This window comes from Streptomyces sp. NPDC023723, assembly GCF_040639815.1.
In the GTDB taxonomy this organism is placed as follows: Bacteria; Actinomycetota; Actinomycetes; order Streptomycetales; family Streptomycetaceae; genus Streptomyces.
The window spans coordinates 1-26,491 of sequence record NZ_JBFAAP010000081.1; the positions used below are offsets into that span (position 1 = coordinate 1).

The 26,491-nt window shown below is 71.0% G+C and carries 23 protein-coding genes and 1 pseudogene; 15 read left to right on the top strand and 9 right to left on the bottom strand.

Going from position 1 to position 26,491, the window contains the following annotated elements; all coding sequences use genetic code 11:
* Window positions 1-276 precede the first annotated feature (276 nt).
* The 5 genes from AB0G32_RS38025 (at window position 277) to AB0G32_RS38045 (ending at window position 6,441) form a co-directional block, all read left to right on the top strand.
* Complete coding sequence (locus AB0G32_RS38025) at window positions 277-1,182, top strand: universal stress protein (RefSeq protein ID WP_361174745.1); 906 nt, start codon at window positions 277-279, stop codon at window positions 1,180-1,182.
* 28 nt (window positions 1,183-1,210) lie between these two features.
* The gene (adhP, locus tag AB0G32_RS38030; protein WP_361174748.1) at window positions 1,211-2,233 is read left to right on the top strand and encodes an alcohol dehydrogenase AdhP; all 1,023 of its coding nucleotides are present in this window, start codon (window positions 1,211-1,213) and stop codon (window positions 2,231-2,233) included.
* 5 nt (window positions 2,234-2,238) lie between these two features.
* Entirely contained in the window at window positions 2,239-3,102 is an 864-nt protein-coding gene (locus tag AB0G32_RS38035; RefSeq protein WP_361174751.1) for a universal stress protein, read from the top strand.
* 123 nt (window positions 3,103-3,225) lie between these two features.
* Window positions 3,226-5,712, top strand: coding sequence for an acetate--CoA ligase family protein (locus AB0G32_RS38040; RefSeq protein WP_361174754.1), 2,487 nt, complete (start codon window positions 3,226-3,228; stop codon window positions 5,710-5,712).
* Between the two features lie 12 nt (window positions 5,713-5,724).
* Window positions 5,725-6,441: a CBS domain-containing protein gene (locus AB0G32_RS38045; RefSeq protein WP_361174757.1), complete on the top strand. Its 717-nt coding sequence runs from the start codon at window positions 5,725-5,727 to the stop codon at window positions 6,439-6,441.
* A 248-nt stretch (window positions 6,442-6,689) separates the two neighbouring features.
* On the opposite strand, the gene AB0G32_RS38050 is transcribed toward AB0G32_RS38045, so the two are convergent.
* Window positions 6,690-7,310, bottom strand: a complete 621-nt coding sequence (locus tag AB0G32_RS38050) for an alpha/beta hydrolase (protein ID WP_361174760.1) — start codon at window positions 7,308-7,310, stop codon at window positions 6,690-6,692.
* Between the two features lie 724 nt (window positions 7,311-8,034).
* On the opposite strand from AB0G32_RS38050, the gene AB0G32_RS38055 reads away from it, so the two are divergent.
* The 4 genes and pseudogenes from AB0G32_RS38055 to AB0G32_RS38070 form a co-directional block, all read left to right on the top strand.
* Complete coding sequence (locus AB0G32_RS38055) at window positions 8,035-9,093, top strand: zinc-dependent alcohol dehydrogenase family protein (protein ID WP_361174763.1); 1,059 nt, start codon at window positions 8,035-8,037, stop codon at window positions 9,091-9,093.
* Window positions 9,094-9,245: 152 nt separating this feature from the next.
* A complete protein-coding gene (locus AB0G32_RS38060) occupies window positions 9,246-9,686 on the top strand; it encodes a pyridoxamine 5'-phosphate oxidase family protein (protein ID WP_361174766.1) in 441 nt (146 codons plus the stop codon).
* Between the two features lie 396 nt (window positions 9,687-10,082).
* Window positions 10,083-10,979: a DUF5655 domain-containing protein gene (locus AB0G32_RS38065; protein ID WP_361174769.1), complete on the top strand. Its 897-nt coding sequence runs from the start codon at window positions 10,083-10,085 to the stop codon at window positions 10,977-10,979.
* Window positions 10,980-11,209: 230 nt separating this feature from the next.
* Window positions 11,210-11,563 (top strand): annotated as a pseudogene (locus AB0G32_RS38070) (MBL fold metallo-hydrolase); the annotation flags it as partial.
* Window positions 11,564-11,691: 128 nt separating this feature from the next.
* Here AB0G32_RS38070 and AB0G32_RS38075 read toward each other — a convergent pair.
* From AB0G32_RS38075 to AB0G32_RS38085, 3 genes are all read right to left on the bottom strand, one after another.
* Window positions 11,692-12,132: an SRPBCC family protein gene (locus AB0G32_RS38075; RefSeq protein WP_361174772.1), complete on the bottom strand. Its 441-nt coding sequence runs from the start codon at window positions 12,130-12,132 to the stop codon at window positions 11,692-11,694.
* A gap of 103 nt (window positions 12,133-12,235) precedes the next feature.
* Window positions 12,236-12,934: a type 1 glutamine amidotransferase domain-containing protein gene (locus AB0G32_RS38080; protein ID WP_361174775.1), complete on the bottom strand. Its 699-nt coding sequence runs from the start codon at window positions 12,932-12,934 to the stop codon at window positions 12,236-12,238.
* An 85-nt stretch (window positions 12,935-13,019) separates the two neighbouring features.
* Complete coding sequence (locus AB0G32_RS38085) at window positions 13,020-13,613, bottom strand: TetR/AcrR family transcriptional regulator (RefSeq protein ID WP_361174778.1); 594 nt, start codon at window positions 13,611-13,613, stop codon at window positions 13,020-13,022.
* Between the two features lie 282 nt (window positions 13,614-13,895).
* Here AB0G32_RS38085 and AB0G32_RS38090 point away from each other — a divergent pair, with 282 nt between their 5' ends.
* The 6 genes from AB0G32_RS38090 (at window position 13,896) to AB0G32_RS38115 (ending at window position 19,132) form a co-directional block, all read left to right on the top strand.
* Window positions 13,896-15,455, top strand: a complete 1,560-nt coding sequence (locus tag AB0G32_RS38090) for a protein kinase (protein ID WP_361174781.1) — start codon at window positions 13,896-13,898, stop codon at window positions 15,453-15,455.
* 71 nt (window positions 15,456-15,526) lie between these two features.
* A complete protein-coding gene (locus AB0G32_RS38095) occupies window positions 15,527-16,096 on the top strand; it encodes a gas vesicle protein (RefSeq protein ID WP_361174784.1) in 570 nt (189 codons plus the stop codon).
* A gap of 41 nt (window positions 16,097-16,137) precedes the next feature.
* The gene (gene gvpJ, locus AB0G32_RS38100; RefSeq protein WP_361174787.1) at window positions 16,138-17,067 is read left to right on the top strand and encodes a gas vesicle protein GvpJ; all 930 of its coding nucleotides are present in this window, start codon (window positions 16,138-16,140) and stop codon (window positions 17,065-17,067) included.
* Window positions 17,051-17,365, top strand: coding sequence for a gas vesicle protein K (locus AB0G32_RS38105; protein WP_361174790.1), 315 nt, complete (start codon window positions 17,051-17,053; stop codon window positions 17,363-17,365). Before gvpJ ends, AB0G32_RS38105 begins: the two co-directional genes overlap by 17 nt.
* Window positions 17,362-18,174, top strand: a complete 813-nt coding sequence (locus tag AB0G32_RS38110; RefSeq protein WP_361174793.1) for a GvpL/GvpF family gas vesicle protein — start codon at window positions 17,362-17,364, stop codon at window positions 18,172-18,174. The genes AB0G32_RS38105 and AB0G32_RS38110 overlap by 4 nt, the downstream gene beginning before the upstream one ends.
* A gap of 241 nt (window positions 18,175-18,415) precedes the next feature.
* A complete protein-coding gene (locus AB0G32_RS38115; RefSeq protein WP_361174796.1) occupies window positions 18,416-19,132 on the top strand; it encodes a GntR family transcriptional regulator in 717 nt (238 codons plus the stop codon).
* A 16-nt stretch (window positions 19,133-19,148) separates the two neighbouring features.
* Here AB0G32_RS38115 and AB0G32_RS38120 read toward each other — a convergent pair whose 3' ends face one another.
* From AB0G32_RS38120 to AB0G32_RS38140, 5 genes are all read right to left on the bottom strand, one after another.
* Window positions 19,149-20,303, bottom strand: a complete 1,155-nt coding sequence (locus AB0G32_RS38120; protein WP_361174799.1) for an ABC transporter ATP-binding protein — start codon at window positions 20,301-20,303, stop codon at window positions 19,149-19,151.
* Window positions 20,304-20,309: 6 nt separating this feature from the next.
* Window positions 20,310-22,088 (bottom strand): iron ABC transporter permease, encoded by a 1,779-nt coding sequence (locus tag AB0G32_RS38125; RefSeq protein ID WP_361174802.1) that lies wholly within the window; start codon window positions 22,086-22,088, stop codon window positions 20,310-20,312.
* 84 nt (window positions 22,089-22,172) lie between these two features.
* Window positions 22,173-23,261 (bottom strand): ABC transporter substrate-binding protein, encoded by a 1,089-nt coding sequence (locus AB0G32_RS38130; protein ID WP_361174805.1) that lies wholly within the window; start codon window positions 23,259-23,261, stop codon window positions 22,173-22,175.
* Between the two features lie 9 nt (window positions 23,262-23,270).
* On the bottom strand, window positions 23,271-24,152 hold the full coding sequence (locus AB0G32_RS38135) for an amidohydrolase family protein (RefSeq protein WP_361174808.1): 882 nt from the start codon (window positions 24,150-24,152) through the stop codon (window positions 23,271-23,273).
* A 492-nt stretch (window positions 24,153-24,644) separates the two neighbouring features.
* Window positions 24,645-25,514 carry a hypothetical protein gene (locus AB0G32_RS38140; protein WP_361174811.1) on the bottom strand — a complete coding sequence of 290 codons (870 nt, stop codon included), beginning with the start codon at window positions 25,512-25,514 and terminating at the stop codon, window positions 24,645-24,647.
* Between the last annotated feature and the right edge of the window lie 977 nt (window positions 25,515-26,491).

The following is a 26,491-nucleotide window of genomic DNA, read 5'->3' on the forward strand; positions in this document are numbered from 1 at the left end:
ACTACCACCTGGTGTACGCGGTGGTGCTGGTGGTGCTGGCCGCTGTCTCGGCGGGTGACACGCTGGGTCTGGGGCGGGTGTGGGCCCGGCTTCCCTTCGTCCGCGACCACGCGTGGCTGCGCTGAACACAGCCGGTGGGGCGGGTCGGTCGGTGGACCTGCCCCACCGGCCCGCCGGCGGGGACCGTCGGTCCCGTTCCGGGACCTGCGGCCCCTGCCCCGGGAAACCACCACGAGAGACGCTGACAGCGGACGGACGACACAGGAGGTGGGCGGGATGCCCCGCACGATCATCGTAGGACTGGACGGTTCGCCGGAGAGCCGGGCCGCTGCCGAGTGGGCGGCCCGCGAGGCGGCGCTGCGCGGACTGCCGGTACGGCTGCTGCACGTATGGCAGCCGGTGCCGGAGCCGATGGCCCAGGCCCCGCTCCTCGGCACCGAGACCCACCAGCACTGGACCGAGCGGATCCCCCGGGAGGCCGCCGAAGGCCTGATGCTGCGTCACCCGGGCATCGAAGTCACCACCGAGCAGCGGGCCGGAGCTCCGGCAGAGGTCCTGCTCGACGCCGCCCACGAAGCGGAGCTCCTGGTGCTGGGCTCGCGTGCCCTCAGCGGCCTCGCCGGCTTCCTCGTCGGGTCCGTCGGCCAGTCGGTGGTCGCCCGCGCCGAGGTACCCGTGATCCTCGTCCGAGCGGGCGAACAGGCCGCCGACGAGCACGTGAAGGATCCCGTCGGCATTCCGTCCGCCGCCACCGGCTTCCGGCCCGTGGTCCTCGGCCTGGACACCGACAACCCCGACGAGGCGGTGATCACCTTCGCCTTCGAGGAAGCACGCCGCCGCAAGACGGAGCTGACCGTCGTCAAGGGCTGGAACCTGCCGCCCTACTACGTCTACAGCCTGGCCGCCGGCGTCGACCCGCACGAGAGCGTGGTCCGCGAGCAGGCGGCCGCACTCACCGAAGCGCTGTCGACGTGGCGGGAGAAGTATCCGGATGTCGAGGTGACCGAGGCGTCCCGGCTCGGCAGCCCCGCGGGCCACCTCGTCGACGCGTCCCACGACGCCTCCCTCGTCGTGGTCGGCCGCCGCGTCCGCCGCAACCCGTTCGGCGCGCACATCGGGTCCGTCGCCCACGCGGTCATGCACCACGCCACCGCCCCCGTCGCCGTCGTCGCGCACGACTGACCCGACCCGCGCGGGAGGAGAGAGCACCATGAAAGCAGCGGTCGTCAGGGAGTTCGGGGCACCTCTCGTCATCGAGGAGCGCCCCGACCCCGAGCCCGGCCCCGGACAGGTCCGTGTCCGCGTCGAGGCGTGCGGCCTGTGCCACACCGACATCCACGCCGCGCGCGGAGACTGGCCGGTCAAGCCCACGCCGCCGTTCGTCCCCGGACACGAGGGCGTCGGCCTGGTCGAGAAGCTCGGCGACGGCGTGACCCACCTCCGGGTCGGACAACGCGTCGCCGTACCGTGGCTCGGCAGGGCGTGCGGGCGGTGCGAGCACTGCCGGTCCGGCTGGGAAACCCTCTGCGAGAGCCAGATCAACACGGGGTACGGCTGTGACGGCGGGTACGCCGAGAAGATGCTGGCCTGGGCCGACTTCGCCCAGCCGGTGCCCGCAGGCGTCAGCGCCCTCGACGCCGCCCCGCTGACCTGCGCGGGCGTCACCACGTACAAGGCGCTCAAGGTCGCGGGCGTCCGGCCCGCCCAACTCGTCGCGATCTGGGGGGTGGGCGGACTCGGTCACCTGGCGGTGCAGCACGCGAAGATCGCCGGGGCGCGGGTCGCGGCGATCGACGTCACCGACGACAAGCTGCGACTGGCCCGGGAACTCGGCGCCGACATCGTCATCGACGCCCGCACCCAGGACGTCGGCGCCGAGCTGAAGGGGCACGGCGGCGCCCACGTGGCTCTCGCCCTCGCCGTGAACCAGGCCGCGTTCGCTGCCGTCAACTCCGGTCTACGACGTGGCGGGAAGCTCGTCATGGTGGCCCTGCCGGCCCACGGCACCCTCCAAGTCCCGGTCTTCGACACCGTCCTCAACGGCACCTCGGTGATCGGCTCCATCGTCGGCACCCGGCAGGACCTCGCGGAGGTCTTCCAGCTCCACGCCGAGGGCCGCACGAAAGTCATCCGGGAGACCCGCCCGCTCACCGCCGTCAACGACTGCGTCGACGAGGTCTCCGGCGGTCAGGTAAAGGCCCGGATCGTGTTCGATCTCAACGCGGGAGGCTGAGAACGATGTACCTGCCCATGGTCGTCGGAGTCGACGGTTCCGAGTCGAGCCTCAGGGCCGTCGACTGGGCGGCGGACGAGGCCGCACTGCACGGACTTCCGCTGCGGATCGTCCACGCCTCCCTGTGGGAGCGCTATGAGGGCGCCGCGCTCGCTCGGGAACTCGGCGAGCCGGCGGCGCGCGTGGACGCCGAGGACATCCTGACCGTCGCGGCCCGGCGCGCGCGGCGACACCACACGGACCTCCCCGTCACCTCCGAAACGGTGGCCGAGGAACCGGAGTACGTCCTCAAACGCGAAGCCCGCAACGCCTCGGCCGTCATCGTGGGCACCCGCGGGCGCGGTGAACTCGCCGACCTGCTGCTCGGCTCCGTCAGCCTGACCGTGGCCACCGAGGCGGACTGCCCCGTCGTCGTGATCCGGGGCAACCACGACAACCGGGCCACCGGCGGCCGGCACGGCCGTGTCGTCGTCGGCGTGGCCGACGCGCCGACGGCGGCGGTGCGCTTCGCCTATGAGGAGGCCCGGCGACGTGGGGCCGCCGTGGACGCCGTACGGGCCTGGCGGTGCCCCACCCACGACACGGCCGACCAACCGCTGCTCACGGGCACCCCCGAACGCCTGCATGAGGAGCGAGCTGTCAAGCAACTGGAGGCCGCGCTCGCCGACGCGCCGGAGGACGTGGACCTGCGCCGGCACACCGTGGAGGGCACCGCCCGCCGGGCGCTTCTCACCGCCTCGCAGGAGGCGGACCTGCTGGTCGTCGGCCGACGCCGCCGCGGACAGTTCGGACACCGCCTCGGCCGGGTCGCCCACACGCTCCTGCACCATTCCGCCTGCCCGGTCGTGGTCGTCCCCGACACGGCGTGACCGTCCGACGTGAGGCGGGGCCGACCGGCCCCGCGGACGTCCCCGGTGAGCCCCTGCCGGCCACCGCCCGGGCCGCGGACGCTCGAAGTGTCCAAGGCGCGATCGGATCGGAGGAGGACCGCCATGAAGGACGACGCGCCACACCGCCGCCCGGCCCAGGCGCTGCTCACGGACGGCACCATGGTCCTCGTCCGCACCGTGGAGCAGGGAGACCGGCGGCAACTGGAGAATGCCCGCCGGAAAATGTCCTTTGACAGTCCGCGCCCGCGGCTGTCCTCGGCCGGCCCCCGCTCGGCCCACTCCGTTCCCGACACCGGGTGCACACCGGCGAGGCGAGGACACCGCGCCCTGCTGGCCGAACGGGCGAGAAGGGCCGTCGGGCTCGTCGAGTACCATGCCGACACCGACACGCCGGACGTTGCCGAATTCGCCGTCGCGGTCCCCGACGGCGTCACCGCCTTCACCGCCGACGCCGCCAGCGAGAACCACGAGGTGCCGCGGCTTTTCGCCGGCCTCGGTCTCAGCACCAGCCGGCGGTTCGAGGGATCCGAGACCCACTGCTTCATCGACCTGTACGAGGACGAGACCCACCGCACGACGACCGATATGCGAGGCCGGATCGTTGACAAGCCCGGCCTGGAACCCCTCCTGAGCCCGCGAGCCATAGCCGTCGTCGGGGTCGGCCGTCGGCCCGGTCCGCCGGGGCGGGCCCTGCCGCACCATCTCCGCGAAGCCGGTCACGGCGGCCGCCTGTTCGCCGTGAACCCGGTCGCCGAGGCGATCCAGGGAGTGCCTTCCTACCCTTCGGTCAGCGCTCTGCCGGTGATCCCCGACCTGGCGGTCGTCGTCAACCCCACCGCTTGCGTACCGGCCGCGGCGCAGGAGTGCGGCAAGGCGGGTGTACGTGCCCTGGCCGTGGTCACCGGGGGCCTGGACGCCCGGCAGACAGCGGACCTGCTGACCGCCTGCCGCACCCACGGTATGCGTCTGGTCGGCCCCGACTGCCTCGGCGTCGCCGATACCGACCCGGCTCACCGGTTCGACGCGACCTTCGCCGCGACCCACCCGCGCCCCCGGACCGCGGGGGTCGCCGCGCAGTCGGGCGGTGTGGGCATCGCGCTGCTGCACCCGGAGTCCTTCGGTAACCCACAGGCCCTCAGCCGCACCGCCCGACGCGTCACCCGGCGGATGCCGGTACTGACCGTCGACGCCGGAGGCGCCGCCGCCCCGCACATCGCCGCCGCGGCCACCGGGGCGATGTCCCGGCAGGCTCTGTTCACCCAGGCCGATATCACCGCGACGCGCTCCATCGGCGAACTCCTGGAGACCGCGGCCCTGCTGTACGCTCAGCCGCTGCCTGCGGGCCACCGTGTCGCCGTGCTCACCAACGCAGTCGGAGCCGGAGTCCTTGCCGCCGACGCCTGCGCCGAGGCCGGCCTGGTCCTGCACCGGCTCAGCCCCGAACTGGCCGGCGACCTGCTCGCCGTACTGCCCGCCGGAGCGACCGTCGGCAACCTCGTGGACGCCACCACCGCCGTATCCGAAGACGCCCTGCGCGTCGGCGTGGACCGGCTCGTCAGCCATCCGGCCGCCGACGCGGTCATAGTGGTCCTCGCCCCCACCGCGCACACCGCCGCGACCGGCGACGACCTGGCCCGGGCCGTCACCAGGGGCCCCGGCCGCCGGACCAAGCCCGTCACCCTCGTACGCCTGGAACAAGACCTGCCGGTCACCCTCCTCCCCGCAGCCGATGGCGAGACGATCTCCTCGTACGCCGAACCACAGGCGGCGGCACAGTCGCCGGCCCACGCCGCGCACCGGGCGGCCCGGCTCGCCCGACCAGCCGACACCGTGCCGGACCTGGAGGACATCGACCAGTCCCGTGCGCACGAGCTGGCGGACGACTATCTCGCCCGTCAGCCGGACGGAGGCCGGCTGGACCCGTCCACCCGCGCCGCACTCCCGGACTGCTACGGCATCCCCCAGCAGCCCTGGGCACGGGCCGAGACCGAGGACGATGCCGTACGCGCCGCCGGGCGGCTGCGCGCTGCCGACGGCCGAGGAGTGGTCCTCAAGGCGCACTGGCCGGGACTCGTGCACAGAAGCCTGCAACACGCCGTCCATCCCGACCTGAGCACCGACACCAAGGTCCGCGCGGCCTTTCAGGACCTGCGCGTCCGCTTCGAAGAGCTCATGACCGGGGTGGTGGCCCAGCGGCTCGCACCCCGCGGCATCGAGCTGTTCGCCGGACTCGTCAAGGCGGGCGTCCTCGGTCCGCTCGTGGTCCTCGGGTCGGGCGGCAGCGCCACGGAGGTGCCGGCCGACCACGCGGCCCGTCTCGCCCCGCTCACCGAGCGCGACGTGCACGACCTGATCACCGCCCTGCGCTGCTCCCCCTTGCTCTTCGGCGCGCAGGGCAGCGGCCCCGTCGACCTGGACGGGCTGGAACAGGCACTTCACCGGCTCTCGCGGATGGCCATGGACCTGCCGCAGCTCGCCGAGGCCGACTTCAACCCGGTCCTCGCCGCACCCGGCGGGGTCACCGTCCTCGACGCGCGGATAAGCCTGCTGCCCTGCCGGCAGCCGGGCCCTGTCCGCCGACTGTACTGAGGAGGAACAGACATGAGGCACCAGGACGTCGGCTCCGTGATGACCACCGAGGTGGTCCGCGCCGAGTACGGCACCCCCTTCAAAGCGGTCGCCGGGCTGCTCTCGGAGCACCGCGTCAGCGGACTGCCCGTGGTGGACGACGACGGGCACGTCATCGGCGTCGTCTCCGAGACGGACCTGATGCTCCATCAGGCCGCGACGCCGCTCGCCTACGAGCCGCCCCCGCGCTTCCGTGTCGCCCGGCTGACCCCACGCGCCCGCCGGCGGGCGGCGAAGGTCCGGGCCCGTACGGCCGGCCGCCTGATGACCGCGCCCGCTGTCAGCGTGCACGCCGAGGACACCGTCGTCGAGGCCGCACGCATCATGGTCGAACACCGGGTGAACCGGCTTCCCGTGCTCGACGAGGACGACCGCCTGGTCGGCATCGTCACCCGGCACGACCTGCTGCAGACCTTCCTGCGCCCCGACGCGGAGATCCGCGAGGAAGTGATCCATGAGGTGCTGGAACGCGGACTGTGGCTGCTCACCGGCAGCATCGACGTCACCGTGACCGAAGGAGTCGTCACGCTGCACGGCCAGATGGAACGCAAGAGCGAGACCGAGATAGCCGTGGCCATGACCCGCAAGGCCGACGGAGTCGTCGACGTCGTGGATCGGCTCACCCACCGCTTCGACGACTCCGACTTCCGGAATGACTCGCGTGCCCGGGGCGGCGTCGCGGACGACTGACTGCGACGGTCGTGAGGAGAGGCGGGCCACCGGGTGAGGCCCGCCGTCCGAAGCACACCGGCCACGGTCTCGGCGATCCGCTCCGTCGATCCGTCGGAGTGGCTCCTCAGCTTCGGACCACTCGGCTCGATGTCCCTAGAGCGGTGCATTCCGCTCGACGCCACGCCACACGGGTGCACAACCACAGCGGAACGCGTCATAGCATCTCCGGTGCCCAGTGGGATCGGGCGCCGGAGGCACGGCCACGACTACGGACGAGCTGGTACCCCGAACGCCTCGGTGGGCGCCGCCATATGCTCGGTGAACCAGTCGGTCATCAGCCGTGGAACGTGGTGCAGGGCATCGCCCGCGGCCGGATCGGCGACGCCCGGCATCTCGGCCACCCGGTACGGACAGCGCAGCCAGTCGGCAGCCAGCCGGGTCCGGCCGATCAGTGCGGTGTCGAGATCACCAGTGATCAGCAGGACGGGAACGGACACCCTGACCAGTGCCGACGGGCGTGCCAGTCCGGGCCGGCCGCTGAGGGAGACCACCGCCCGAAGGGTGCTGTGGTCCGCCGCGGCCTCCAGCGCGGCAGCCGCCCGCGTGCCCGTGGCCGCACAGCCCACGGGAAGCGCCGTGTACTTGTGCAGCCAGTCGCACGCCGCACCCAGACGGTGAGCCAGCAGGACGATGTCGAAGACGTTGCGATACGCCGCCGGTTCCGTCGAGTCCCACAGATCCATGGCCAAGGTACCCAGGCCGGCCCGGTGCAGCGCGATGGCGATGCCCTGCCAGGCGCCGTCGCCTGTGAGCAGGACCATGCCCCGGGCAGCGGCGGGCACGGTCAGCTGCCCTTCCAGCACAGCCGAACCGGCGCGCACCGGCACGGCGCACTCCCGTGGCGGGCGCTGAAGGACCGGCCCGACGGCCGACGCGCCGACGGTCGTTGTCCTGCGAAGGCCGGCGAAGTTACAGGCGCGGCCCGTCTCATCCCCACCACGGTGCGCGGCCACCACGATGCGCTGCGGATCAACGGGACGACGTGCCGTCTGTCGAGAGTTGCCTAGATCCATCCGGTAACGCATGATCCGTCGCCTCCCGCTTGCCATGGCGGCGCGGTGGCGGTGCGCCGCCCTGATACCAGTGCAACGCGGTGCGACCGCCGAGGACAGGGACGACCGGCCCCGTGAGGAGGGCCGCTCGTCCCTCACCAGGTGCGAAGTGCCAGATCTCACCGGATGCGCTCAGCCCTGTCACCCCGCATCGGCCCCACCTCCTCATCCGCTGCTCCCGGAAAACCTGACAGTCCGGCTGTGCCGGCGTCTTCGGCCCATCGAATGCCTTTCGGGGCCGACAGGGCCTGCCTGCCCGCCGACGATGGAATCGCCGGGACATGAACCCGGGCGCGTCACCGGATCGGCACCGCTGGGGCGGTGGGGGACCGGTCGGCGGGGTCGATAGGGCCGTCCGGCCCAAGCTATGGGGCAATGAAAAGGACATGGTGGACGTATGGGTCGATGACGTATGGCGACGGGAACCCGGCTCATCCCTGCGGGCTGCCGTTCGCGGGTCTCTCGGCTTCCGCCGCGGACAGCGAGAGGGTGAGGACGGATGAAGGCTTATGTCTTCCACGGTCCCGGACAGTCAGGCTGGGAAGAGACCGCCGACCCGGTCCTGGGTGAGCCCACGGACGCCATCGTGCGAGTCGACGCCGTCACCGTTTGCGGGACGGACCTGCACATCCTGAAAGGCGATGTGCCCGAGGTCAGGCCGGGAACGGTGCTCGGTCACGAGGCGGTGGGTGAGATCGTCGAGGCCGGCCGGGACGTGCACTCGGTGCGGCCTGGCGACCGGGTCCTGATCTCCTGTATCAGCGCCTGCGGGCGGTGCCGCTACTGCCGCGAAGCCATGTACGGACAGTGCCGGGGCGGCGGCTGGGTCCTCGGCCACCTCATCGACGGCACCCAGGCCGAATATGTCCGCGTCCCCTACGCGGACTTCTCCGTGCACCAACTGCCCGCCACGGTCACTGATCAGGACGCCGTGCTGCTGGCCGACATCTTCCCGACCGGATACGAGGTGGGCGTGCTCAACGGCCACGTCCGTCCCGGGGACACCATCGTCGTGGTCGGCGCGGGTCCCGTGGGGCTGGCCGCCATCGCCACGGCCCGGCTCCTCTCGCCCGAGCGGATCGTCGCCGTGGACGTGACGGCAGCCCGGCTGGAAGCTGCCCGGAAGGTCGGGGCCGACGCGGTGGCCGCCGCCCAGGAGAACCCCGAGCAACTGGTCGCCGACCTCACCGGAGGGCTCGGCGCGGACGTGGCCATCGAGGCCGTGGGTGTGCCCGACACCTTCGAGATGTGCACCCGCATGGTCCGCCCCGGAGGGCACGTCGCGAACGTCGGCGTCCACGGCAAGCCCGCGACCCTGCACCTCGAAGACCTCTGGAGCAAGAACATCACCATCACAACGGGTCTGGTCGACACCCATTCCACACCCACCCTGCTGCGGATGGCGGCCGCCGGCCGGCTGCCCACCGCCCAACTCGTCACTCACACCTTCCCGCTCGATCGCATGGAGGAGGCGTACGACGTCTTCGCCCGTGCCGCCGACACCGGCGCGCTGAAGGTCGTACTGGGCGGACCACGGCGTGATGTCGGCGCAGTCTGAATGCGGCACAGACAAGAGGGAAAAAGACAGGGGCCCATCGAAGCGAGGGCCGTTCCGCGACAGGTCAGGGTCTGTCGGCCCTCGCCGCCAGTCGCTTTCCACGTGAAGGATGGAAAGTTGCACCGGACGACACATGGAAAGACGAGCGGCTGATGTACCGCAACGACGGATTCCGCGAACTGAACCGCCAGGGAAGCCTGCACCGACTGGCCAAGGCGCCCGTGGGCCGCATCGTGCACACGCGCGACGCGCTGCCCGCCGTCCTGCCGGTCAACTTCCTCCTGGAAGAGAGCGGTGCCGTGCTGCTGCGCACGTCGGCCTCCTCGGAGCTGGTCCGCGCCATCAATGGCGCTGTGGTCGCCTTCGAGGCCGACGAGGTCGACGTCGCGGCGCAATCCGGCTGGAGCGTCATCGTCACCGGTTCCGCCTCGGTGGTGACCGACCCCGAGGAGCATGAGCGCTTGGTCCGCACCGGGCCCCGGTCCTGGGTGCCCTGGCCCGTGGAGGTTTTCGTCCGTATCGAACCGGAGCTGGTCACCGGCCGGGAACTGGTCGGAGGGCGTACCTTCTACGGAGTGGACCTGTTGTCTTGAAGCGCCGCGTGCACCCCGCACGCCCGTCGACTTCTCCCAGCACACCGCCCTACGGCTGGCCTGCCCGATTGCCGGTGTGGACGGTTCGTTACCTCGGTGTTGGTGCTCGCCCGAGGGGGCACCGCCAAGGGCGAGGGGACCGTCTTCCGGAACGCTGCTTCCGGCGCCCGCCCGACAGGGCGAGTGTCCGTGCAGGCGCTGCTGAAGGTCAGCTTTGGCTGTGCCTCGGGTGTGGGGCCTGTGGGGGAATTGTAGGTTCCCGGTGGCCGGGGGACGCAAGTGTTCACCGGCCGGGTGGCACAGAGGGGCTCACACTACCTTCACGCTTCCAATGCCTCTCGCGGAAACAATCTCCCGCCTCTTCGCGTTGATGATCTCCGAGCCGAGGAGGGGAAGGTGTCGGGCCTGAAGCTGTTTCGCACGGACACGACGAGTGGCGGCATGACCGAGGTCATGCCGAGTCTTGCCGAGATCGAGGCCGATGTGCAGGGTCTGGTCGAGGTGCATATGGAGACGCTGCTGGGCGTCCGGTTCCTGGCGAGTGAGTACGGGACGGGGCCGGTGCACGGTGGCCGGATCGACTCGCTGGGGTTGGACGAGAACGGATCGCCGGTCATCGTCGAGTACAAACGCGGCATTGACGCCGGCGTCATCAACCAGGGTTTGTTCTACCTGGCGTGGCTCATGGACCACCGTGCCGAATTCGAACGTCTGGTCCGCGACCGGCTCGGGGGGACAGCCGCCTCCCACATTCTGTGGAGCGGACCGCGCGTGATCTGCGTCGCCGGCGACTTCACCCGTTACGACGTGCATGCCGTGCGCGAGCACCGTCGATCGATCGACCTGGTCCGCTACCGACTCTACGGCAGCGACCTGCTTGGCCTTGAGACCGTGGCCTCCGTGAGCGGCGGCATGCGGGTGAGCAGCCGGGTACGGCGCCAGGCGGTTGCCCGGGCGGCGGCCGACGTCCAGGGCGCGGCCATGGCGGAGTTGGCGGGGGCGGTCGACGAGGTTCTGCTCGGGCTCGGGGACGGGGTCAACCGGGTTGAGCGCGAGACCTACCGGGCGTATCAGAGGCTGCGGAACTTCGCCTGCCTGTGCCCTCCGCAGCGCAGCAAGTTGCTGGTCTACCTGAAGGTCGATCCGAAGGACGTCGACCTTGTTCCTGGCTTCACTCGGGACGTGTCCGGTCTCGGTCACCACGGGACGGGCGATCTGGAGGTGCAGCTCCGTACGTCGATGGACGTGGAGCGGGCGCAGGATCTGTTCCGGGCGAGCTACGCGGCGGCTTGATCACTTGTGGACCTCGGCGGCATAGGCGGGCACCGTCTCGGTGTGCTGCTCGGCGGGCTCGGTGAGGCCAAGAGAGTGCAGTGGGGGCTCCGGGCCTGTTCGGCCTGGCGCTCGACGTCGGTCGCGGCGGCGGGACCGGAACGTACCGCCTCCCGCGCCGGTGGTGTAAGTCCGCGAGGGCCTCGGCGGCGGTTTCGAAGGTCCGCTCGACGGTGCGCAGGTGACTTTCTCCGGACATCCACATGACCCCGGAAGAGGGCGTCCGGACCCACCTCGATCTCCAGGGCGGCCGGCCCGGCGGAGTGCTGCTGCCGATCCACTGGGGCACGTTCAACCTGGCGCCGCACGCGTGGGCGGAGCCGGGGGAGTGGATGAAGGACGCCGGCGAGCAGGCCGGCCAGACGGTGGTGTTCCCACGCCCGGGCGAGCCGTTCGAGCCGACGGGGGAGCTGCCGGTGGAGGCGTGGTGGCGGGCGTTGTCCGGGCCGATCGCGCGTCCGTGGCGAGGCGCTGGGGGCACAGTCGGCGCCGCGGGGGCGGCCGGGCCGAACAAGGGGGATCTCGACCTCGCGGGGGAGCGGTGACATAGGCGGGGGCCGGGCTCGGGGAGATGGCCCGGACGTGGGACCGGGCCCTGCGGCAGAGGCCGGCGGACAGGTTGATCGCGGCGGAACCGCGGGTGTCCCTCCTACCGCCGCCCGGCCCCTCCCGGTCAGGTCAACGGGCGGTTGTCGACGGGCCCCTCGCCGGACTCCACGAGTTCCTTGAGACGGGCCAGGTCGGCGGCGACCATGCCGGCGTCGCGCTCGAAGTCGGCATCGCTCGTCTCCGGCTGCCGACGCAGGGTGAACACCACTTCGCTCCCCGCGCCGTTGGCGATCACGCGGACCGGGTTGTAGAAGGTCTCTCCGGAGGGCAGCGTGACGTCGTGGTCGAGCACGCCCAGCTCGTTGGGCGGGGCGAAGGTGATCACGAGCCGTCCCATGGGGGAGTGCTCCACGACCCAGTGGTCGTCGCTCCGCTCGATGGATTGCCCCAGCCCGTGGGCCCACGCGGGCAGGTTGGCCGGGTCTGACGCATAGGCATAGACGTCGTTGACGGTGCGGTCGATGCGGATGCTGAGATGACGTGATCCCTCGTCGGTGTCGTTCATGGCGGTGACGGTAGCGAACTGGTGTCACCGACTTCTTGAACGAATCGGACGTGGCGCCCTGCCGGGGCCGGGAACGGTGTTCCCGGCCCCGTGGCCGAGGGCCTCACGGCCGAGCCGACGTCACCTCCGTGACCAGTGCCACGAGGGCGTCGGCCGCCGGGGCCGAGGAGGCGGGGTTCTGGCCGGTGACGAGCAGGCCGTCGCGCACCACGTACGGGGCCCAGTCCTCGGTCTTGGAGTAGGTGCCGCCGAGGCGCTTGAGCTCGTCCTCGACGAGGAAGGGGACGATGTCGGTGAGGGCGACGCCGTCTTCCTCGGAGTTGGCGAATCCGGTGACCTTCTTGCCCCGGACCAGGGGGGTGCCGTCCGCGTTCACGGTGTGGCGCAGGACGCCGGGGGCGTGGCAGACCAGGGCGAGCGGCTTGCCGGCCCGCAGGGTGGTCTCGATCAGGCGGGCGGAGTGCGGGTCCTCGGCGAGGTCCCACAACGGGCCGTGCCCGCCGGGGTAGAAGACCGTGTCGAAGTCGTCGGCCGAGACCGCGTCCAGGCGCACGGTGCGGGAAAGCGCCGCGGTCGCCTCGGCGTCGGACTCGAACCGGCGGGTCTGCTCCGTCTGGAAGCCCGGCTCGTTGCTCTTGGGGTCCAGCGGCGGCCGGCCGCCCTTCGGCGAGGCGAGGGTGATCTCCCAGCCGGCCTCCTTGAAGCGGTAGTACGGCGCCGCCAGCTCCTCCAGCCAGAACCCGGTCTTGCGGCCGGTGTCGCCGAGCTCGTCGTGCGAGGTCAGAACGATGAGGACCTTCATGTCTTCTTCTCCTATGAATAGACCGGTCGTCTAACGGGGAGCGTGCGGAATGTCCGCGCATTCCGACCGGCGGGAACTGTCGGGCTCAGATGTGCAGGAGTTGCCTGGTGACGGTCATGGCGGTGTCGAGGGGGGCGAGATCGCGGTGGATCTTGGCCATGACGCTCGCGCCGAGCCACAGGTCGTACAGGGCCTGCGCGGTACGGCCGGGGTCGCCGTCGACCGTGATCGATCCGTCCGCGAGACCGCCGGTGAGCGTGCGCTCGATGCGGTCGACGATCGCCCCGGTGCCCTCCTTCAGGACCAGCCGCATCGGCTCCGACAGGTCGGCGACCTCGGCGCCGAGTTTCACGGCCAGACACTTGCCCTGGCACTCGTCGAGGCTCTGTGTCTGCCGCCACTGCTCCCAGTAGGCCATCAGCCGCTCGGCGGCCGACGCGCCGGGCCGGGCGAGCACGCGGTCCATGTCGGAGACGTACTCGTCGAAGTAACTCCTCAGCAGTGCCTCACCGAAGGCGTCCTTGGAGGCGAAGTAGTGGTAGAAGGAGCCCTTCGGCACGCCGGCCTCGGCGAGCACCTCGTTGATGCCGACCGCGGAGTAGCCCTTGTGGGCCATGATCCGCTGGGCGACGTCGAGGATGCTTCGGCGAGTGTCGGTGCTGCGTGCGGTACTGGGCATGACGTGAACGTAGCAGATGATTAGACCGGTCGTCTAGTTGTTCGTCCGCCGCCACCGGACCACTCCTGGTCGGCTCCCGACTGGCCTGCTGAGCAACGCTGTTGACGGACCGTCACCGTGAACCCCGGGCCGGGCGACGGCGTTCGGCGGGCGGTGTCGAGTGATCTACAGTGGCGCTCTGTCCAGCACACGGGGTGCGTCACCGGCACCTGTACCGGCTCCGGGCCGTGCTCGTACGAAAGGCAAGCTGTGCGTCCGCTTGAGGAAACCGATCCGGTGCGTATGGGCCGGTATCGCCTGGTAGGCAGACTCGGTCAAGGCGGAATGGGCAGGGTGTACCTGGCCCGCTCGCCGGGCGGACGCCCCGCGGCGGTGAAGGTGATCAACGATCACTTGCAGTACGACGAACAGATCATGGTGAGGTTCCGGCGTGAGGTGGAGACGCTGGGGACGATCCGCAGCGCCTACACCGCCACCCTGATCGACTCCGAACTCGGCACGCCCCCGTACTGGCTGGCCACCGAATACGTGCCGGGGCCGACCCTGCACGCGGCCGTGACGACGGACGGACCCTTCGCGGCGGAGCTGTGCCGGGCCCTGCTGGCGGCCCTGGCCGAAGGGCTGGACGACATCCACGTCCACGGCGTGTGGCACCGTGACATCAAGCCGCACAACATCATCCTCTCCAGCACGGGTCCGCAGCTGATCGACTTCGGTATCGCCCGCAGCGCGCACGCCGTCGGCCTGACCCAGGCGGGCAGTTGGGTCGGCAGCCCCGGCTACACGGCGCCGGAAACCATCACCCGGGGCGAGACCGGACCCGCCGCCGACGTCTTCGCCCTCGGTGCCACCCTCGCGTTCGCCGCCACCGGCCGGCCGCCCTACGGCGACGGTGACATCGCCACCGTCTCCTACCGGTCCGTCCACGAGGACGTCGATCTGCGCGGTGTGGCACCGGACCTCGCGGCACTCGTCGCGGCCTGTACACACCGCGATCCGGACCGGCGTCCCCGGCCGCGGGAGATCATCGAGATGTGCGCGGCCCGGACCGACCTCGTCCTGCACGCCACCTATCAGAAGGCGCTCGGCTCCGGTACGGCGACGGCTTCGGAACCCGCCGCCCCGGCGACCGCCGACAGCCCCACGCACCCCGCGACGCTGGTGGCCGCCACCCGGATCGGCCCGCCGCCGGACCTCGGCGCGGCCACCACGCAGACGCAGACGCGGGCGCCGATCCGCACGGCCGTGCCGCCGCCCACCGGGGCGGCCGGAACACGGATACGGAGACCGCTGGTGCTGGCCGGTGGCGCCGTGGCGGCGGTGGCCGTCGTCGCCGCGGTGCTGCTGAGCCTGCGGGGATCCGGAACGGCGGAGCACCCGGCCGCGAAAGCGAAGGCGAAGGCGTCGACCGCCGCCGGCCGGGCCGTCGGCGACTCGACGGAACCGGACGTGACGCCGTCCACGACCCGAGCCGCGGCTACCGAGCCGGCCGCGGACGGTACGGACCTGCCGGACACCCTCGTCGTGGAAGCGGGGCGCCGGCTGGCCGCGGGGGAGTACCTCCGGACCAGCCGCGCCAAGCTGATCATGCAGCCGGACGGCAACCTGGTCGTCTACGACGAGCAGGGCGCGGCGCGCTGGGCCAGCAAGACGTCGGGGACCGGCATCTGGGCCGTCTTCCAGGAGGATGGCAACCTGGTGCTCTACGGCAGCGACGCCAAGCCGGTGTGGGCCAGCCGGACCCCGGGGCACCAAGGGGCCGTGCTCGAACTGGAGCAGGACGGCAACGTGGTCATCAGACAGGGCGACGACACCGTGTGGCAGACCGGCACCGGCCACTGACGACCCCCGCTGCTCCGCCGTTCCGGGTGTGCCCGGTGTGTGAGAGCCAGGTGAGCGGACAGACGCAGGGCATGAGCACTTTTCCGGAAAGGAGCGCGGCATCCCGGAGCGCGGCGACCCCCGGCCTGTCGGCCGCCGGGGCGGCGCCGATGCGGCCCAGCCGGGACGGCGAGGGCAGCCTGGCGCACGTGGTGGAGACCCTGCTCGACAAGGGACTCGTCCTCAACGCCGACATCATGGTCTCGGTGGCCGGGGTGGAACTGCTGGGCATCCGGCTGCGGGCCGCGCTCGCCTCCTTCGAGACGGCCGCGCGCTACGGACTGGAGTTCCCGTCGGGCACGGACACGGAGACCGCCGCGTGGCGGCAGGCCCGGGCGGAGAAGGAGACCTGCCCGGAGTGCGGCAAGCGCGCCCCCGTCGAGCAACTCCTCAACCAGTGGTGCCCCTGGTGCGGCTGGCGCAGCGCACAGGCGCGGCACGGGCAGCGCGGACCGGAGGAGAGCCCCCGGGCCGTCACCGGTGCCGAGGCGGACCGGGCGGCCGGCGCCGGGCGGTTCGGCGGTGAGGCGTCGGACGGGGGTCCGGACGCGGACGCCCGCCGCGCCGCCGAGCCCGGGGCGGCGCGGGGCGGTTCCGAGTGACGGCCGGACAGCCGCCGCTGCGACCCACCCGGGACCCGCGTGTGACCCTGGACGACCTGGTGGAGGTGCTGCTCAACAAGGGCGCGGTCCTGCACCTCGACCTCATCGTCGCGGTGGCCGACATCCCGTTGATCGGCGTCAGCATCCGCGCCGCGATCGCGGGGATGGAGACGATGCTGGAGTACGGCATGATGCGCGACTGGGACGAGGCCACCCGGGCCTGGGCCGAGCGGTCCGCCGTGCGCCGCGCGCTGGAACTGCGGGACGGCGAGACCTTCGTCTCCCGCATGAGCGGCGGCCACTTGGAGACGGAAGGCATCCGCACCGGGTGGCGGCCCGGCACCGTCTGCCTCACCGACCAGCGCCTGGTCGTGCTGCGGGAGGAGCCCCGGGAGATCCTCTGGCAGGCCGGACTCGACGCCGTCGCGGCCGTACGGCTGGAGCCCGAGCGCACCGTCGGGGGCGAGGAACGGCTGCGGCTGCGGGTGGCCCTGGCCGACGGTCAGCAGGCGCTGCTGTCGGCCCGGGAGCCGGGCAAGCTGCGGGACCTGCTCGCCGACGCGTGCGGCGGACGCCTGGTCCGGCCCTTCCCGTTCGACTCCGCCGACGAGGAGGAAACGCTCACCGAGGGACACCTGTGGTACCAGGAACCGCGGCGCGGCGAGGCGTTGTGGCGCGGCGGCCAAGGACGGCTGACCGCCGGCCGGCTGACCTGGAAGTCGCCGGTGGACTCCCGGCCCGCCCTGGCGCTGCCGACGACCGGCATCGGCGAGATACGGCAGGCGGCCGAGCGGGGACCGGCCGGCGACGGCCGGGTACTGGTGCTGCGGACCGCCGATCACGGCGAGGTGCGGCTGGCCGCCGACGACCCCACGGCCTGGGCCCGGAAGCTGACCGAGGCCGCCGCGGCGGCCGGACGACCCGTCGAACACAGTGACTTCAGAGGTGAGCCCCATGCCCTTGACCGTTGACGAGAAGAGCCTGAAACACGGGGTGCTGTCCCTCGTGGTCACGCTGGTGGAGGTCATCCAGGAGGCGCTGGAGCGGCAGGCCATGCGCCGCATGAACGGCCAGGACCTCACCGTGGAGGAGATGGAACGCCTGGCGGACGCCCTGCTGGAACTGGACGAGGCGCTGGAACAGATCAAGGACGACCACGGCATCACCTCCTCCGTCGCCGATCTGCACCGAGGGCTGGACGAAGTGGTCGACGACGTCGTCGACAAGCTGATCAACCCCCGGCGCTGGGCGGAGGAGACCCGCGGATGACCGACGGCACCGCCCTGTACGTGTACGCCCTCGTCCGCCACCGGGAGGCGGCGGCCGACGGGGTGACCGGTCTCGACGGCCGGCCCCTGCGCCTGCTGCGCGCACCCGGCACCGAGGTCGCCGCCCTGGTGCACGAGGCGTCACCGGTTCCCTTCCAGGGCGGTGACGAGCAGGTCCGCCGCTGGGTCGGTCAGCAGAACGCGGCGGTGACCACCGTGTGGGAACGGACCGGCAGCGTCCTGCCCATGACCTTCAACGTCCTGGTCGCCGACGAGCCGCCCTCGGACCAACTGCCCGGCGGACGGTCCGCCGAACAGCGCCTGACGAACTGGATCACGGAACGGGCGGGAGAAATCACCGACCGGCTGGCCGAGTTGGCCGGCCGCTGCGAACTCCGGGTCGAGATCACCGTTGACCGTACGGCCGTCGAGACACCGGAGCCGGCCGCCCGGATGGCCGAACGGCAGCCCGAGAGCCGCTCCGCCGGTATGCGCCGGCTCCTCGCCAAGCAACGGGAACAGCAGGTCAAGAACGTCGCGGGGCAACTCGCCGACACCCTGCACGCCCACATGCGACACGCCCTGCTGGCCGTCGCCGAAGACCTCCGCGACCGCGGCCACGCCCGAACCGGACCGGACGAGACCGGGGTGCTGTCCGCCGCCCTGCTCGTACGCGACGAGGACATCGACACGGTCGGCCGCCTGCTGAGCGACCTGCGCACCCGGGAACCGGCCACCCGGGTCCGCTTCCTGGGGCCCTGGCCCCCGTACTCCTTCACCGACGACGCCGTCTCCCCGCCGACGGCGTGACCTCCCCGGCGGACAGGCGGCCCGCACCGGTGTCGCACCCGATGAGCTGCGCGATCAGAGGGTGACTCCGATTGTGCAACGATAGGGCGGCCCGTTCTCCGAAGTCTTGGGGAGAGCATCTCATGCTGTGCTCGAAGTTGTTATACAATACCGGCCGCACCGGTCTCGTCAGGCGGGCCGGGAATCTGTCGGACACAACGCAACGCGTGTGCTGATCCGGGCCACGTTGGAGGACCACACCATGGCGTCAGCTACGGGGACGGAACCGGGCACCGAGGGCGGTGCGGACGCGAGCGCCAACCGGACGGTGCAGGCGTACAACGACCTCCGTGCGCTGCTCCTGTCCGGTCACTACGCACCGGACGCACGGCTGACCGAGTCGGAGCTGACCACCCGGCTGGGAGTCTCCCGCGGCACGCTGCGGTCCGTGCTCGCGCGGCTCGCCCAGGAGGGGTACGTCACCGCCGAGGCCCACCGCAGCGCCCGTACCCGCTCCTTCTCGGTGAGCGAGGCGCTCGAGATCCTGGAGACCCGCGAGGTGCTCGAGTCGGCGCTGGCGGCGAGCGCGGCCAGCCGGGCCACCGCCGCCGACATCGCCGCGATGACCGAGACCTGCGAGCGGATGTGGGCGTGCCAGGTGCCGGGCGGACGTGACGAGTACTGGCGGCTCAACCGCCGCTTCCACGAACAGATCCGGGAGACGGCCCGGCACGCCACGCTCGCCAGGTTCGTCGACAGCCTGCTCTACCCCCTGGTCATGCAGCAGTACCGGGACGCGGACCGGGCACATCCGCGGACCGACTCGGTCCGGGAGCACGAGGCCATCCTCGCCACCATCGCCACCGGCAACGCGGAGGCCGCCGCGGCGGCGATGAGGCACCACCTGTCCGCGGCCCGGCGGGCTCTCCAGCTGCAACTGGCCGAGCCCGCCGGCCCGCCGTCGCCGGCGAGCCGGTAGGGCACGGGCCCGGCGGTCAGGACCACAGGGCGATGGTCCACTCGGGGTCCAGGACCACGGTCACCTCGTCGCCCGGGCGGGCGCCGAGGTGGGCGGAGGCGTGCGCGCGCAGTTCCGTGTCGCCCACCGCCACGACCACCTCCTGACGGTCCCCGAGGTACTCGCTGGACACGATGCGCGCGGTGAACCGGTTGGCGGTCTCGGTGTCCGGGACCCCCGCGGTGACGCGGATGTTCTCGGGCCGGACGCACACGGACAGTTCCTGGCCGGCGGTGGGCAGCACCGGGGGCGCGGTGAAGCGTTCGCAGCGCACCACGCCGACGGCGGTCTTCGCGTCGACCACGCGGTCACCGGAACCCACCGCCGTCTGCGTCACCCCCGGGATCAGGTTGGCGCTGCCGACGAAGTCGGCCACGAACCGGGAGGCCGGCGAGTCGTAGATCTCGTTCGGCGTGCCGATCTGCTCGATCCGGCCCCGGTTCATGACGACGATCGTGTCGGACATGGCCAGTGCCTCGCCCTGGTCGTGCGTCACATAGATCGTGGTGACGCCGAACTGCTGCTGGAACGAACGGAGTTCGGCGCGCAGCTGGGCGCGCAGCTTGGCGTCCAGGTTGGACAGCGGCTCGTCCAGCAGCAGCACCTCCGGCTCGCACAGCAGGGCCCGGGCCAGCGCCAGCCGCTGCTGCTGGCCACCACTGAGCTGGGTCGCCCACCGGTCGGCGTACTCGGTCAGACCCACCTGTTCCAGCATGGCGAGGACCCGCTTCCGGGTCTCGTCCCGGGGGTAGGTGGTGCGGCCGTGCCGCAGCGGGAACGCGGCGTTGTCGAAGACCTTCATGTGCGGCCAGATGCCGTAGGACTGCGGCACCATCGCGATCGGCCGGGCGTCGGGGGAGACGTCGCGGCGGGCCGCGGCGGAGAAGACCGGCCGGCCGTTCATCGAGATCTCGCCGCGATCGGCCGTCTCCAGCCCGGCGAGACAGCGCAACGTGGTCGTCTTGCCGCACCCGCTGGGCCCCAGCAGGGTGAGGAACTCGCCGGAGGGCACGGTGAAGCTGACATCCTCGATGCCGCGGCTGCCCTCGCCACCGCGCTGCGGGTTGTATCGCTTCTCCAGGCCGGAGATCTCGACGGAGTAGTCGGAGGAAACCAGGTTCTGCACGGTCACGACACCTCAGATGTGTTGTTGGAAGCCACGCCGGTTGACCCACCAGACGGAGACGGAGGAGAGGGCGAGCAGCAGGACGGCGAGGGCACTGGCCTCGGGATAGTTCGCGCTCTCCCCGATCATGTCCCACAGCAGGACCACGACGGTGCGGTTGTCCGAGCTGGACAGCAGCAGTGCGATGGGCAGTTCGCCCAGCGCGTTGGCGAACACCCACAGCCAGGTCCGCGACACGGCCGGTGCGATGAGGGGGAGTACCACCCGGCGCATCACCGTGACGCTCGACGCCCCCGAGACCCGGCCCACCTCCTCGAGACCGGGGTCGAGTTGCAGCAGGGACGTCTGGATCATGCGGGAGCCGCGCGGTATGTAGCGGGTGGTGAGCGCGATGACGATGATCCACACGGTGCCGTACACCGGGATGGGCAGGAACAGGTACAGGAACAGCACCGCCACGCCCAGGACGACGCTGGGGATGGCGAAGACCAGGAAGGACAGGTCGAACAGCAGCTGCCCGGGCCGGCCGCCGCGGGCCGAGGCCAGCGCCAGCCAGGTACCGAAGACAGCCGTCAGAGTCGCCGTGAGCAGACTGATGACCAGGGTGTTGAGGACCGCGTGGCTCAGGTTCGGGTCGGTGAAGATCGAGGTGTAGTTGGCGAAGCTCAGCCCGTCCAGGTTGTCGACGCTGATCGGCTGCAGGAACGGGGTCAGGCTGGTCCAGATCAGGGTCAGGATGGGCACCACGATCGCGACGGCCACGTAGAGCGTCACCAGGACGGCGACCGGGATCCGCCACCGGCCCAGCCGCACCGGCGCGGCCCGGTACCCCTTGCCCGACACCACCCGGAAGCGGTGTGCCTCGCGGGTCTGGCGCCGGTAGACGGCGATCATCACCAGGGACAGCAGGACCAGGAGGATGCCGTAGGCGCTGGCCTGGCCGTAGTCGGGCAGGCCCGATGGGGGTTGCAGCGCGGCTTGGACGTAGCTGCTGAACACATAGATCTGGTTCGGCATCCCGAGCATGGCCGGGATGGCGAACTCCTCCAGCGCGATGACCACCAGCAGCATGCTCGCCGCGGTGATGGACGGCAGGGTGAGCGGCAGCACCACCTTGCGGGTCCGCGTCCACCAGCCGGCTCCCGAGGTGGCCGCGGCCTCCTCGAACTCCAGGTTGAGCCGGGCGAAGGTCGGCGCCAGCATGATGTACATGCCCGGTACGCCGAAGATGCCGGCCACCAGGATCATGCCGGGCAGCGAGTAGATGTCGACGGTGAGGCCGAGGGTCCGCTCGACCGCGATCGCGAGCGGGCCGTTGGCGGGGTTGGCCGCCAGCACCCAGGCGACCGCCATCACGGTGGCCGGTACGGCCATCGGGGCCAGTGTGCTCGGCGCGAGGAAGCGGCGGCCGGGGATGTCGGTGCGCTCGAAGAGGTAGGCGAGGGTGACGCTGATGACCGAGGCCAGCACCACGGTGCCGACCACGAAGATCGCCGAGTTGAGGGTGACTTCGAGCAGCCGCTCGGAGCTGAAGATCTGGGTGAAGTTGGAGAGCGAGAAACCGGAGACCTGGAAGGGCAGTTTGAACTCGCTGTCCTTGAGACTGCTGTAGACCAGCATGCCCAGGGGGAAGAGCACGAGATAGGCGAGGACGGCGCCGATGGCGATGTTGACGCCGCCCAGGACACGGTCCCGGCGTTTGGGGCGTAGGTCGGCCACGTCGGCCTGCACGCGGTCCTGACGCTCCGGGTCAGGGCGTACAGCGGCGGAGGGCTGGGTGCCAGACTGCATCGTCGAAGTCTCCAAGGGTGGGCGGACGAGCCCGCCGCCCGCGGCGGCCGCCGGCCGCGGGCAGCGGTGCGTCGGGGAGGTCCGTCAGTTGACGTCGGTGCCCAAGGCGTCTTCGACCTTGGGGAAGAAGGCGGAGAACTGCTCGTACTGCTTGACGTCGGTCTCGCTGAACCACTTGACGCCGGCCTTGCACAGTGCGCCGATCACCTTGTTGGTGGCGGCCTGGGTGCAGTCCGTGTCGGTGGGGATGACCGAGTTGTAGGTGTCGACCAGGGCGGCCTGCCCCTCGGCGGAGGCGAGGAAGGCGGTGAGCAGGCGGCCCGCCGCCGGATGGGGAGAGCCCTTGGGTACGAACAGATAGGACTTGTTGGCGTTGGTGGGACCGACCGGCGCCACACTGATCGGCGCGCCCTTGGCCTGGTCCTCCAGCACGAGGTTGATCAGGTCGGTGCCCACCGGTGTCTGGCCGGAGACGATGTTGGCGTGCGCCTGTGTGGTGTTCTCGGTGTAGTGCGGGTTCAGCTTCGCCAGCCGGGAGGCGTAGTCGAGAGCGGCGTCGGAGCCCAGCGAGGGGTCCTGGTCCCACACGGTCATGAAGGAGCCACGCGACTCGACGGTGAGCTTGCCGTCGTTCCAGCGGGAGGCGAGCAGGTCGTCCCAGCTCGCGGGCGCGTTCTTCGCGGCGACCGCGTCGGTGTTGTACGCCCACACCTTCGGGACGGCCCACACGTAGACGAAGTCGTCGGCGAAGACCTGGTCGGAGGGCACCTGGTAGTCGGCCCAGTCCACCTTCGCCGCCATGTCGAGCGACGGCAGCACGGTGAGCCCGCCGGCGTTGGAGACGTCGAAGCTCACTCGCTCCGCGGCCTGTTCCACGTTGAGCTGGGTGACCAGGTCGGGGGCCTTCTTGTTGGTGTACTTGACGTCGATCCCCGGGTACTTCTTCTTGAACGCGTCGATGGCCGGCCGCATCTGCGACTCCGGCTTCGGCGCGAACCAGATGACCTGTCCCTCGGCCTTGGCCTCCTGGTACAGGGTGTCGAGGTCCTTGGCCTTGGGGTCGGGCGGCGGGCCGCTGCCGCACGCGGTCGCGAGCAGGGCGACCACCAGGCCCAGGGCGGTCAGGACGGCGGCGCGGCGTCGTCGGTCGGCGGGGAGCCGGGCTCGGTTCATGGCCGCCGCCTAGCGCCGGGAGGCGGCGGAGTCGTCACCGGCGAGGCCGTACAGCCGGGCCGCGGTGCCGCCCGCGATCAGCGCCAGGTCGGTGGCGTCGAGGGCCGGCAGCTGCTCCTTGACCAGGTCGGCGAGCTCGGCCAGCTTCCCGGCCGAGGCCGGGTAGTTGGAGCCCCACATCACGTGTGCCGCGCCGAACTCCTCGATCAGCTTCGCGGCCAGCGGTGCCGCCGAGCCGGCCTCGCGCTGGGCCCGCAGGACGGCCGGCGGGGTGAGCTTGACGAAGACCCGGCCGGTCGCGTGCAGCGGGGGCAGGCCCGGGGCGTCGGGGTACGGCGGGGTGCCGGCGTCGAGGCGGGGCCGGCCCGCGTGGTCGAGGATCACGGTGAGTCCGGGGTACTGCTGGAGCAGGCCGGCCAGTACGGGCGCGTGCTGGGCGTGCATCTGGACGCACACCGGCACCCGGCGCTCGGACAGGAACTGCCAGACCGGCGCCATCCGCTCGTCGTCGAGGCCGCGGCCGGGGGTCGGCACCGCGGTCGTCCCGTCGGCGGCACGGATGCGGACCCCCGTGAAGCCGCGCTCGTCGATCCAGTGCCGGAGGTCGTCGACGGCGCCGGGGGAGAGGAAGTCGACCGAGCAGACGCCGCTGACGCGGTCGGCGTGCCGGGCGAGCTGGTCGGCCACGTAGCTGTTGTCGAAGCCGTAGACGGTGGACGCCTGGACGATGACCAGGTGGTCGATGGCGGCGGCGTCGGCCTGGCGCAGCAGGCCGTCGATGTCCACGGGCCGTTCCCTGGACCAGTCGGAGCGGTGACCGCCGAGGGGGGCCGCGGGGTAGGCGTCGGTGTCGGGCGAGATGATGTGGGTGTGTGTGTCGACGTGGAACATGAATACCTCTGTACGGGTGAGGACGCGCGGCGGGGCGGACGTGTATGTGGTGTGTGTGCTCGGCGGGGCGGACGTGAATCAGCTCTGCTCGCGGAGGTGCCGGGTGCGGGCGGCGAGGTGATCGGGGGCGGGCGCGGGGGAGCGGCGGCCGTGGCACCGCGGGGCGGAGGCGACGCCTCGCGCGTGGCTCATTCCGTGCCGCGGGGCGGGCACCCGGCGGCGGCCGGACCCGGTCCTCGGCCGTCTCGCCCACTGCGGTCCGGACGCCGCACCACAGGGGGGAACGCGCACATGGTGCTGGACATGAAACAACTCCTCTGTTGCTTCCGGACCCGGAACCCGCACTGCCGCCGATAGGCCGACGGCACGACTCGACCGGCAGGCCGACGTGAAGTGTCTTACATTTTCGGCCACCGTACGCGCGCGAAACGGCGCTATCAAGACTTGGGCGTCAGGATCGTCAAACAATCCTTACGCGCTCGGTACTGGTCGTCAGGCGGCGACGTACTTCGTGTAGTCGGCGAACAGGTCCTCGGGCGTCACCGCGGACCGGATGAGCCGCTGTTCGCGGGCGTACTGGATGGCCAGCCGCACTCCCGCGAGGAGCGTGTCGTTGAGGCCGTGCGTGACGGCACGCTCCCGCACCGAGCGGGGGGTGTCCGTCCGGGTGTCGTCGATACTCGCGGTGAAGGCGTCGTAGATGTCGCGGACGGCTTCCGGGTCGCTGCGCAGCAGCTCCGTGCGGACGGTGAGCATGTGGTTGATCGGCACGGTCCCGTGCCGGGCGAACCACGCCTGTTCGGCCGTCTCCCAGTCCTGGATGACCGGGACGAGTCCGCTCCCGCCGATCACGGCGGCGATGTCGCCGTCCCGCAGCAGGTCCTTGAGGGTGCTGTCGGTCCGCTCCACGTTCGCGGGCTCGGTGTACTCCGCCACGTGCGGGCCCTCGGTGGTGACCCAGGTGATCCGGTCGGCGTCCACACTGTAGTCCTCCTTCAGGACGCCGCGCACCCACAGCCCCGTCGTCTGGCTGTACGCCCGCACACCGACGCGCCGGCCCGCCAGCTCGGCGGGGTGGCGGATCGGACCGTCCGGCAACTGCGCGAGCGTGTTGTGGTGCAGCCGGCCGCTCATGACGATCGGCAGCAGACTGACGCCCTTGCCCTGTTCCCAGGCCTGGAGGTATGTGGCGATCGCCAGCTCGGCCACGTCGTAGCGCAGCTCACGGACCATGGGGGCGAACGCCCGGTGGATGGGGTCGATCTCGGGAAATTCGAGGGTGCGGTTGCTGACCTCGCGCTGCCCCGTCTTCAACGGGGTCGTGTGCGCGTAGTCCCGTACCGCCACGGTGTACGTGCTCAAAGGGTCCTCACCTTCCGATGGTGCTCAGGCGTACGTCGTCCCGATGACGCCTTTGCGAGCGGGAAGTTCTTGTCGTGCCGAGGGGTCGGCGGTCGACGGGCGTGGCCAACTGGCCGGATCTGTCGGACACATCAGTCCCGGTGAAGTGTCACGGTGACCGTCCGTTGCCAGGCTGAGGCGCTCGGCCGGGGTTGTCAACCCGCTGACGTGACATTGATCGCTCTAATTGTTAAACAGCTTGCCCGGAAGCGCTCCGTCTATTGCGGACACGATGCGCCACTGTTACCGTCCTGGGCGCGTTAATTGTTCAACAACTGTCCGGAGTGCAGCGAGCGGGTCGGCGGTCAGTGGGCCGCAGCGGGCCGCCGCGGCCGGACCGCCATGTCGCCGGGGTGCCGGCCATGACTCATGATGGGGCTCAACTTTCCGTGAGCAAACGTCACTGGAAGGCGGAAAGCGCATGGATGCATGTGTCACGAAGGTGTTCGAGGCGCTCGGGCGGCGCGTGCGACTGGCGCTCGCGCTCGCGGTGGACTCGGAGTCCGCGCTCCTGGAGGCCCCGTTCGCCCCTCTCGACGCACGGACGTGCGACGAACTGTGGCGGGTGGGGTCGTGTCGCCCGGAGGGCTCTTACTTGTTTAACAATCGATGAGCTCGGGTGGTGCCGGCCTTGCCGCCCGAGGCGCCTTGAATGCCATCTGACCTCTGCTTATGTGGTGGTGTCTTGCGGGCTGACGGGCGGTGGTGTTACGTTCCCACTCAAAGATTGTCAAACAATCTGAGTGACGGTCGAGTGAGGTCGCAGCTTTGATATCGATCACGGAAGAGATCGCCGTTCCGAGTCCCCCCGAACGTGTCTGGGAGGTCATTTCCGACCCCTCCGCGGTGGTGTCCTGCATTGGCGGTGCCGAGTTGGGTGCGTCGCATGAGGACGGGTCGTTCGATGGGACGTTGGCCATCAGGTTTGGTGGTCTGCG